The sequence below is a fragment of the Aquiflexum sp. genome, from assembly GCF_041749095.1.
Lineage (GTDB): Bacteria > Bacteroidota > Bacteroidia > Cytophagales > Cyclobacteriaceae > Aquiflexum.
This window is the reverse complement of record NZ_JBGTCA010000599.1, coordinates 1-8369: the sequence shown is the minus strand read 5'-3', so window position 1 is coordinate 8369 and position 8369 is coordinate 1. Positions and strand designations below refer to the sequence as shown.

Genomic DNA, 8369 nt, shown 5'->3' with positions numbered 1-8369 from the left:
GTTTCTTCAACCTCTCAGGAGAAATGCCCACGCTTTGAGGTGTGGCTTCGGAAAGGGGAAGTGATTTTTTTTGGGAAGCTGATTGGGCGAATGTTAGGTTTATAAGAAAAAACAGAAATAAGGTAAAAGAGGCTCGGTTCATTTTTATTTTATGAGATATGTTGACAATAATTTTCTTTTAAACATCTAAAAGGGAATAGACCATTTGTCTGAATTTCCAGCCTGTTGATTCTGAACTGCCAAAAGTCTGTTTCATGATGATTCCGATAATATTTTCTTTTGGATCGGCAAAGTATTGGGTGTTGAAAGCTCCGCCCCATTCAAAGGTGCCGGGACTTCCTATGCCCCCTTTGGCGGCTGTCTTATCGGTACTAACGGCAAATCCCAGTCCATGGTATTTCCCTTCGGTGGGATCCAATTCGACCATTTGGTTTCCCATCATGGTTTCTATGGTCTTCCTGCTCAAAATCCGGATTCCGTTATATTCCCCTCCATTGAGGTACATCTGTAAAAACTTTGCATAGTCCATTGCAGTGCTGCTCAGTCCTCCTCCCCCGGAATAATGGGTTTTAGCACCTGAAATGGGAAAGTTGGCCGGCCAACCTATATTGGAAGGGGATTTGACCCAAGAACCTTCTTGACGGAGGTGAAGTGCTGTCATTCGGGAAGTTTTATTGTCCGGTAAGTAAAAATAGGTATCACCCATTCCTAATGGTTTGAAAATCCTTTCCTGAAAAAAGCTGTCCAAAGTCATCCCTGATACTATTTCCACCAAATAGCCCAACACATCTATACTCATGGAATAGATAAAACTTTCACCGGGATCTTGATGAAGTGGCAATTTGGCCAATTCCCTGATGTTACGCTCATTGTCCATTCCCTCAGTATCGAAGGCTTCTACTATTCCGGCCTTTTGGTAAATCATTTTCATCCGCTCGTCCCTGTCAATCCCTCCGTATCCGATTCCTGCACTATGGGTAAGTAAATGTCTGATGCTGATCTCCCGTTTGGCAGGAACAGTGGTATAGGTGGTGTCACCATATTGGAAATTTTGGAGCACCTTCGGGTTTTTGAATTCGGGGATATATTTGGAAATCGGATCGTCCAATCTGAATTTTCCTTCCTCCCATAGCATCATGACTGCAGTAGAAGTGATGGCTTTGGTCTGGGAAGCGATTCTGAAGATGGCGTCCTTTGACATATCCTTGCCGCTTTCCACATCGGCTTTTCCTTTGGCCGTGTGGTATACCACTTTGCCATTTCGCACAATCAAGGCCACCAAGCCGGGATTTTCTCCCGATTTAACCGATTCCTCCAACATGGCATCGAGTTTTTTCAGTCTGTCCGCGGAGATGCCTACGCTTTGTGGATTAGCCTCTGAAAGGGCAGGGGATTTTTTTTGGGAAGGGCTCTGGGCGAATGTTAGGTTTATCAGAAAAAACAAGATGAAGGTAAATGAGGCTCGGATCATTTTTGTTTTGGGAGAATGGTTAAAAATAATTTCTATCAGAAAGCTAAATAAAAATTTTGTCTTTTCCATCCCAAAATATTGATAAGCGACAATGGCGGGCTGAGTAAGTGGAAAGGGGGATGTGAGTGAGACACTCAAATTGGCGCAAATTGGCAAAAATAAAATTAAATTTATAAATAATCAGGTAGACCTATTTTTTCAACCAAGCGACTTTCTGTTCTGATTGGTGGGGTTTTCCTATGATATCCCTGTACAGTTCAGGTCTTCTGGCTTTTATGTATCTGCTTCCCCCGGCATCATCAAGTTTGTAAGGAAACAGTTCTGTGGTAACAAATGAATCTTCAAAACTCCTGCATTCCGCCAAAATATCCCCGAAAGGATCGATTATCATGGAGCAACCGTTTTTGAGCTGATCGTCATCCATACCTATCGGGTTGGAAAATATAGCATAAACAGCGTTGTCATAAGCACGGGATGGAAGCCATTTCATCAACCAGTCTCTTCCTTTCATCCCGTCAAACTCCAAACGAAGGGAAGTGGGGTCCTGATGTCTGTTTTCCCAAAGTTTGGGATCAACAAAACCTGCCCCTGGTCTGCTGGAGGGGGTACACATGGTCACATGGGGCATAAAAATGATGTCCGCACCAAGAAGTTTTGTAGCTCTGACATTCTCTATGATGTTGTTGTCATAACAAATCAAAATCCCACATTTCCATCCAAAAAGCTCAAAAATGCAATATTGGTTACCGGGAAGAATATGTGGGTTGATGAATGGATGGAGTTTTCGGTATTTGGCTATCAGGCCTTCCTTGCCGACACATACATAAGCTTTATAAATATTGTCTGTCCCATCTTTTTCAAACAATCCGGCGAGAATAACGATATCATACTTCTTTGAGATTTCTATCAATCTTTGGATGCTTTCTCCGTCAGGTATGGATTCTGAAATTCCCAGCAATTCACTACGGGAAAGTTTTCTGGCAAACGAATAACCTGTAATCGAGCATTCGTGAAACGCGATTACCTGAGATCCTTCCGCAGCAGCATTTCCTGCCAACTTTTCTATCACGGAAAGATTGTAATTCTTATCCCCGCTTTTATTCTCAAACTGGGCGGTAGCAACTTTGATAGGTTCCATGGGTTTTTTTTTATCCAAGATATTCATTTGGAGGGAGTAAGAAAAGGAAGAATGAGTTCAATGGTTAAAATCCCATATTGTACATCACCTTAAATCACAGGCCGACATGCGTTTGGTAGGGGATGTGAGTGGAGGTACTCACATCGGCGGAAGAAAAGGAAGAATGAATTCAATTGTGAAAATCTTGTAAACCAAACTAATAATTCTTACTTTTCTCCTTAAGAAAAACTCGAAATCATCATGTTAAAAAAGGTTCTCATTGGATTAGGGGTTATTGTTTTGGTAGTCATCTTGGTATTTGCCTGGATGAATTACCGCAGCCGAACATTAAGTCCTCCGGGCAAAGCTGAGTTAGAGGTTAATGACCTAAAGGTGGAAATCAACTACAGTCGCCCATCTGTCAGGGACAGGGTGATTTTTGGAACAGAGGCTGATGGCGCTATACAGCCTTATGGTAGCTATTGGCGATTGGGAGCAAACGAAGCCACGGAAATCACCATCAACCAAGAGGTTATTTTTAACGGTATGCCTTTACAGGCCGGAACATATCGGCTCTATGCCATACCGGGGGCAAACACATTTCGCATTGGCGTAAGCTCTGAAACAGGAAAATGGGGGGCATGGGAACCGGATAGCAACAATGATTTATTCACCACCGAAGTACCCGTCACCCGACTTGATACACCTGTAGAGCAATTTACTGCAAGGATTGAAGAAGGTCCTGCTGATGGTGCCACGGTGTATTTTGAATGGAGCGATGTTCAGTTGGCTATCCCGATAGCGAGGAAACCGGATATGTAGAGGAAGGGATTTTTGAGGAAGTTCTGCCTAGGTTTGGGAGGTGGTATGTGGGTGGAGACATTCACATTGGCGCACAAATGTTCGGAATAATTAGAGTTTTGACATTGCTTTGAAAAAATCATTTCTGTCCATCCCTAGATGGCGGAGGACTTGCTTTACAATAAATTCAGGTACTGGATCGATATGCGTTTGGATTGTAATCGGTCTGTCCATTCCTGATTTGGACCATTTTTCATGACCTCCCCTGCCTTTTGTGTCTTTTATTAAATTTAATCCTTGGCTTATTAAAAAATTTCGGAAATCCTATAGAGGTATGTTCGATAATTTTTTAGTCGACATTGGAATGGAAATTATGCGAATGCTGGTATTCCGACTTCTTGATGAAAAGTATTGACTGGGTATTTATCAAATATTTCCGAAACATATTCATTTTGACTTATCACAGAAGTGATACTGGGTGCCAGTATTTTCTTTGGTTTCTTCAAAGTTCCTTTTAACTCCCAGCCTAATTCCGTCAATAATTTCCCTAATGTTTTCTTTCTAATTGTATAATCAAGGAAATCTTCAAAGACAATTTCAAATGATTTCTTAGCATCATTCAAATTCTCCCCATAGCCTGTCAAATCCAAATGCGGAGAATAAATAAAATGAACATTGTTCTCATCCTTGAAATGGATAAGGAACAAATTAACCTTTACTTCATCAGCTTTGCTCTTATAATCACCTTGAAATAAATACTCTGCCATAATCTTTGAGGATTGATTTACATTTATGTAAATATAAATACAAACTGCTAAATCCTAGTAAACTCAACAAATAATCCTTACTTTTCTCCTTAACAAAAACACGAAATCGTCATGCTGAAAAAGGTTCTAATTAGTTTAGGGATATTGGTTTTGGTGATCGTCTTGGCATTTGTTCATAAGAATTACCGCAACCGTACATTAAGCCCTCCCGGTATTGCTGAGCTAAGGGTAAATAACCTGCATGTCGAAATCAATTACAGCCGCCCATCTGTTAGAGAACGTATAATTTTTGGCGATGAGGCCGATGGAGCACTACAGCCCTATGGTGTGTATTGGCGTTTGGGAGCAAACGAAGCCACAGAAATGACTATTAATCAAGATGTTATTTTTAACGGGGTGCCTTTACAGGCAGGAACATATAGACTGTATGCCATACCCGGTCCCAATACATTCCGTATTGGTGTAAACTCAGAATTGGGAGAATGGGGAGCAATGGAGCCGGATAGCAGAAAAGACTTATTCATTACAGAAGTACCTGTTACCCGACTGGATGAGCCGGTAGAACAATTTACAACACGCATAGAAGAAGGTCCGGCCAATGGCGCCATGTTGTATTTTGAATGGAGTGATGTTCAGTTGGCTATTCCGATTGCCCGGAAGCGGGAGATGTAAAGAAGGGTTTTTGATTTAGCTTAGTATACTTATGTTTGGGGGGTATTTTGAATGAAGGAGACACTCACAATGGCGAAATGAGGAGACTATGAATTGGACTGTCAATTAAGTTGGGTTCTGCCAACTTTGAAGTGATTTTATTTTAAAGCCATGAAAATTAAAAAACCTAAGAGTGCTGCAAAAAACTTTCCTGTCGTTTGAGTAGGCGGTTCGGCGGGTGGTCTAGATGCTTATATACGTTTACTGCAGAATATGCCAGCGGATATGGGTGTTGCTATCGTCATCGTTAATCATTTGAGAACTGTAGCCACCTTGCTCCATGAGATTCTCCCACGTTATACAAAGATGTCCGTTGAACTCATCACAGAAAGACTTGACGTTCAGCCTAACCATGTTTTCATTATTCCTGAACAGCGTGATTTGCATGTACAGGATGATGAGTTCCGCTTAAAGCCCATATCAAAACCTAGGGGATGGCCCGACGTTATTAGGGTTTTTCTGCGATCCCTTACGCAGCATTGGGACGGCAAACTTATAGCTGTCATTGTCTCAGGCTATGATGGCGATGGGGCAGATGCGCTGTGCGGGATAAAGGAAGTCGGGGGCATCACCATCGCACAGAAACCCGACACTGCCGTACAGCAGGACATGCCAAAGAGTGCAATAGCAAGCGGGTGTATAGATTATATTCTATCTCCTGAGGAAATTGCCCAGGAAATTGTAAGAATTGCGCATGCCAACGAAGCGGAAGATTAACCAAGTAGAAGGTTGCCATTTATTTAAATCGGGAAACTACCCCGCTTTACGGAAAACTTTTCAAAAGCTTTTTTTTTGGTAACAGGGGATAAGGACTTATTGGAACACAATCCCTTTAAAACGGCAAAAATATTGACCCCAACTGAATTTGAAGCACACCTTAAAAAATAATTGGCTTGGGTGTTTAGGATGCGACAACTGATAACCGGAGCTGATCCAAAGGGATTATTTTTTTAATCAAAACCAACACATTCATTTAAAGCCCATGTCTTTGAATTTCTCTTTTAAGAGGTATAAAGTCTCAAATCCTTCTTTGATCAACCAAATTCCAGTAAAAATACCCTAAAGCGATTTCCAAAGAGTTTTATGTTCCAACTATCACAAAGTGAGCGGGATAATTTGCAGTCGCAAATTGCGACCGCAACAGATCCAACCAATTTGCAGTCGCAAATTGCGACCGCAAAAAGAAGAACCTTACCCTATGTTTTCACAGAGCAGGGTGTATCTATGCTATCATCAATATTAAAAAGTGACCAGGCTATTGAAATCAGTATCCAAATCATGCAGGCATTTGTCACTATGCGCAAAATCTTGCTTCAGAATGCCTCTGTATTCCAACACATCGACAAAGCTCGCTTGCCGGAAATACAAAGCGGGTTGGATGAGTTTAATGCGGAAGCAATAGAATTGAGTAATACGATTTCTCATAATCTGAGCAAATTAATTCAGTAAATGGAACTGGTTAGCCAACAGCACATAGAGCGAAAAATCTTTACCATTCGGGGAGTTCAGGTAATGCTAGACAAGAACCTGGCTGAATTTTATGAGGTGAAGCCCATTCGATTGATGGAACAGGTAAAAAGAAATCCAAAGCGCTTTCCCTCTGATTTTGTTTTTCAACTTACAGAGCAAGAAATGGAATACATGGTATCGCAAAATGCGATACCTTCCAAGCAAAGTCTAGGAGGACATCTTCCCTATGTTTTTACAGAACAAGGTGTATCAGCGGTTTCAGGTGTGTTGAAAAGTAACAAAGCTGCGGAGGTCAATGTAATCATCATGCGAACTTTCGTTGCAATGCGCAAATTCTTGCTTCAAAACGCCTCCGTATTCCAACGAATCGACCAATTGGAGCTAAAGCAATTGCAAAGCGATGAAAAGTTTAATCAGATATTTAAGGCTTTGGAAGCAGGGCAACCCAAACCTGACAAAGGGATTTTCTTTGATGGGCAGGTCTTTGACGCTTATGCTTTTGTAGCCGATTTGGTCAAAAAAGCCAAAAAAGAAATTATTTTGATAGACAATTATATAGATGAAAGTGTGCTCACCCTGCTGAGCAAACGCCAAAAAGACGTGACCGCCACTATCTATACCAAGAACATATCCAAAACCCTGCAACTCGACTTGGAGAAGCACCATGCACAATATCCCGAAATACAGGTAAAAACCTTTGCCCAAAGCCACGACCGCTTTTTGCTGATAGGCCAAAGCGATTTGTATCATATAGGTGCATCCTTAAAAGACTTGGGAAAGAAGCATGTGGTGAGCGAAGTCGAACCATGGTTTGCCTTTTCACGCATGGATAGCATGACAGCCTTATTACTGAATCAATTGAAGAATGTGAAATGAAAGCGTTGCAGCCTTTTGGTACCAAAATCAACACATTCTTTTAAATCCAATGTCTGTAAATCCAATTTTCCAAGGAGTAAAGTCTCAAATCCTTCTTAAATCAACTAAATTCAAGTAAAAATACCCTGAACAGGGGATAGTATGGTAAAGGATATTTTGGGATATTGTGAGGGGTAAAAGGGGAATATCCGCAACGGTAAGGAGTTGGAGGAAGGGGATGGTTACATAAATTCATCTAGAGATTCTACAATATGACAGCAGTAGTAGGTATATTAAACAAACAGGCAGTGGCTCTTGCAGCAGATAGTGCAGTCACCATTGGAGGCACGAATGGAAGAAAGATTTTGAATAAGGCAAATAAAGTTTTTTCATTGTCCAATGTGCATCCAATAGGAATAATGATTTACAATTCAGCTTCATTTATGGCCACACCTTGGGAAACCATCATCAATGTGTACCGTAAGCAACTTGGAAAAACAAGCTTTTCATCATTAAAAGAATATCAATCAAATTTCATCGAATTCATAAGAGGTAAAAACTTTTATACTGATTCTGAGATGCAGTTAGTTTATTTAAAAGGGTTTGCGCTTGATGTTATTAATTCAGTTATACAAGAAATACTTAAAGACAATCATAGGATAATTGAAAAACCAGATGATGAGAGTAGAAACCTCTTTTTGGATTTGGTAAATACCCAATTGGAAAAATTATTACAACGTTGGAAAGGAGAGTACGAGAAGTGTAATGAATTTGATGATTACACTTTTGAAATGTTCCAAACATATTCCAATTCGATTTTTGCAGAAATCAACCAAGAACGTTTTATTTATAATGAGATCAATATCAGTTCAGAGCTATTGGTGAAAATCAAAGAAGTGGTTTATTATATATTGATAGCTAAAGAAGACTTATCAAATTTTACAGGTTTAATTTTCAGTGGGTTTGGTGAACAAGAAATTTATCCCCAATTAATTTCCATCAACATTTCAATGGTAATTGACAATAGGCTTAGGTATTATATTAATGGTGATCAATGCGCTTCTATTTCAAATGAAAACAACGGAGCGATTTGCCCGTTTGCTCAAACAGATGTCATTAATACAATATTGTCTGGAATTGACCCTTCTTTAGATGAAACATATCTAGCCAATTTTCA

The 8369-nt window shown here is 40.4% G+C and carries 7 protein-coding genes and 2 pseudogenes; 6 read left to right on the top strand and 3 right to left on the bottom strand.

Annotation, left to right across the window (positions count from 1 at the left end; genetic code table 11):
* Positions 1-178: 178 nt before the first annotated feature.
* Together ACEW8O_RS26810 and ACEW8O_RS26805 are read right to left on the bottom strand one after the other, a co-directional pair.
* The gene (locus ACEW8O_RS26810) at positions 179-1471 is read right to left on the bottom strand and encodes a serine hydrolase domain-containing protein (protein ID WP_373497702.1); all 1293 of its coding nucleotides are present in this window, start codon (positions 1469-1471) and stop codon (positions 179-181) included.
* A gap of 190 nt (positions 1472-1661) precedes the next feature.
* Complete coding sequence (locus ACEW8O_RS26805) at positions 1662-2609, bottom strand: nitrilase family protein (protein ID WP_373497701.1); 948 nt, start codon at positions 2607-2609, stop codon at positions 1662-1664.
* 240 nt (positions 2610-2849) lie between these two features.
* On the opposite strand from ACEW8O_RS26805, the gene ACEW8O_RS26800 reads away from it, so the two are divergent.
* On the top strand, positions 2850-3410 hold the full coding sequence (locus tag ACEW8O_RS26800; RefSeq protein WP_373497700.1) for a DUF2911 domain-containing protein: 561 nt from the start codon (positions 2850-2852) through the stop codon (positions 3408-3410).
* Between the two features lie 350 nt (positions 3411-3760).
* Here ACEW8O_RS26800 and ACEW8O_RS26795 read toward each other — a convergent pair whose 3' ends face one another.
* On the bottom strand, positions 3761-4156 hold the full coding sequence (locus ACEW8O_RS26795) for a hypothetical protein (protein WP_373497699.1): 396 nt from the start codon (positions 4154-4156) through the stop codon (positions 3761-3763).
* Positions 4157-4267: 111 nt separating this feature from the next.
* Here ACEW8O_RS26795 and ACEW8O_RS26790 point away from each other — a divergent pair, with 111 nt between their 5' ends.
* The 5 genes and pseudogenes from ACEW8O_RS26790 to ACEW8O_RS26770 form a co-directional block, all read left to right on the top strand.
* Positions 4268-4828, top strand: a complete 561-nt coding sequence (locus ACEW8O_RS26790; RefSeq protein ID WP_373497698.1) for a DUF2911 domain-containing protein — start codon at positions 4268-4270, stop codon at positions 4826-4828.
* Positions 4829-5041: 213 nt separating this feature from the next.
* Positions 5042-5584: pseudogene (locus ACEW8O_RS26785) on the top strand (chemotaxis protein CheB); the annotation flags it as partial.
* A 345-nt stretch (positions 5585-5929) separates the two neighbouring features.
* A pseudogene (locus tag ACEW8O_RS26780) lies at positions 5930-6316 on the top strand (ORF6N domain-containing protein); the annotation flags it as partial.
* Positions 6317-7213, top strand: a complete 897-nt coding sequence (locus ACEW8O_RS26775; protein WP_373497697.1) for an ORF6N domain-containing protein — start codon at positions 6317-6319, stop codon at positions 7211-7213.
* 251 nt (positions 7214-7464) lie between these two features.
* Positions 7465-8369 (top strand): hypothetical protein (locus tag ACEW8O_RS26770; RefSeq protein ID WP_373497696.1); only part of this gene is annotated, 905 nt, incomplete at its 3' end.

Excerpts from the sequence above, each read along its gene's own strand:
- ACEW8O_RS26805 (WP_373497701.1), bottom strand. The coding sequence starts at position 2,609 with ATGGAACCTATCAAAGTTGCTACCGCCCAGTTTGAGAATAAAAGCGGG.
- ACEW8O_RS26775 (WP_373497697.1), top strand. The coding sequence starts at position 6,317 with ATGGAACTGGTTAGCCAACAGCACATAGAGCGAAAAATCTTTACCATT.
- ACEW8O_RS26790 (WP_373497698.1), top strand. The coding sequence starts at position 4,268 with ATGCTGAAAAAGGTTCTAATTAGTTTAGGGATATTGGTTTTGGTGATC.
- ACEW8O_RS26795 (WP_373497699.1), bottom strand. The coding sequence starts at position 4,156 with ATGGCAGAGTATTTATTTCAAGGTGATTATAAGAGCAAAGCTGATGAA.
- ACEW8O_RS26800 (WP_373497700.1), top strand. The coding sequence starts at position 2,850 with ATGTTAAAAAAGGTTCTCATTGGATTAGGGGTTATTGTTTTGGTAGTC.
- ACEW8O_RS26810 (WP_373497702.1), bottom strand. The coding sequence starts at position 1,471 with ATGATCCGAGCCTCATTTACCTTCATCTTGTTTTTTCTGATAAACCTA.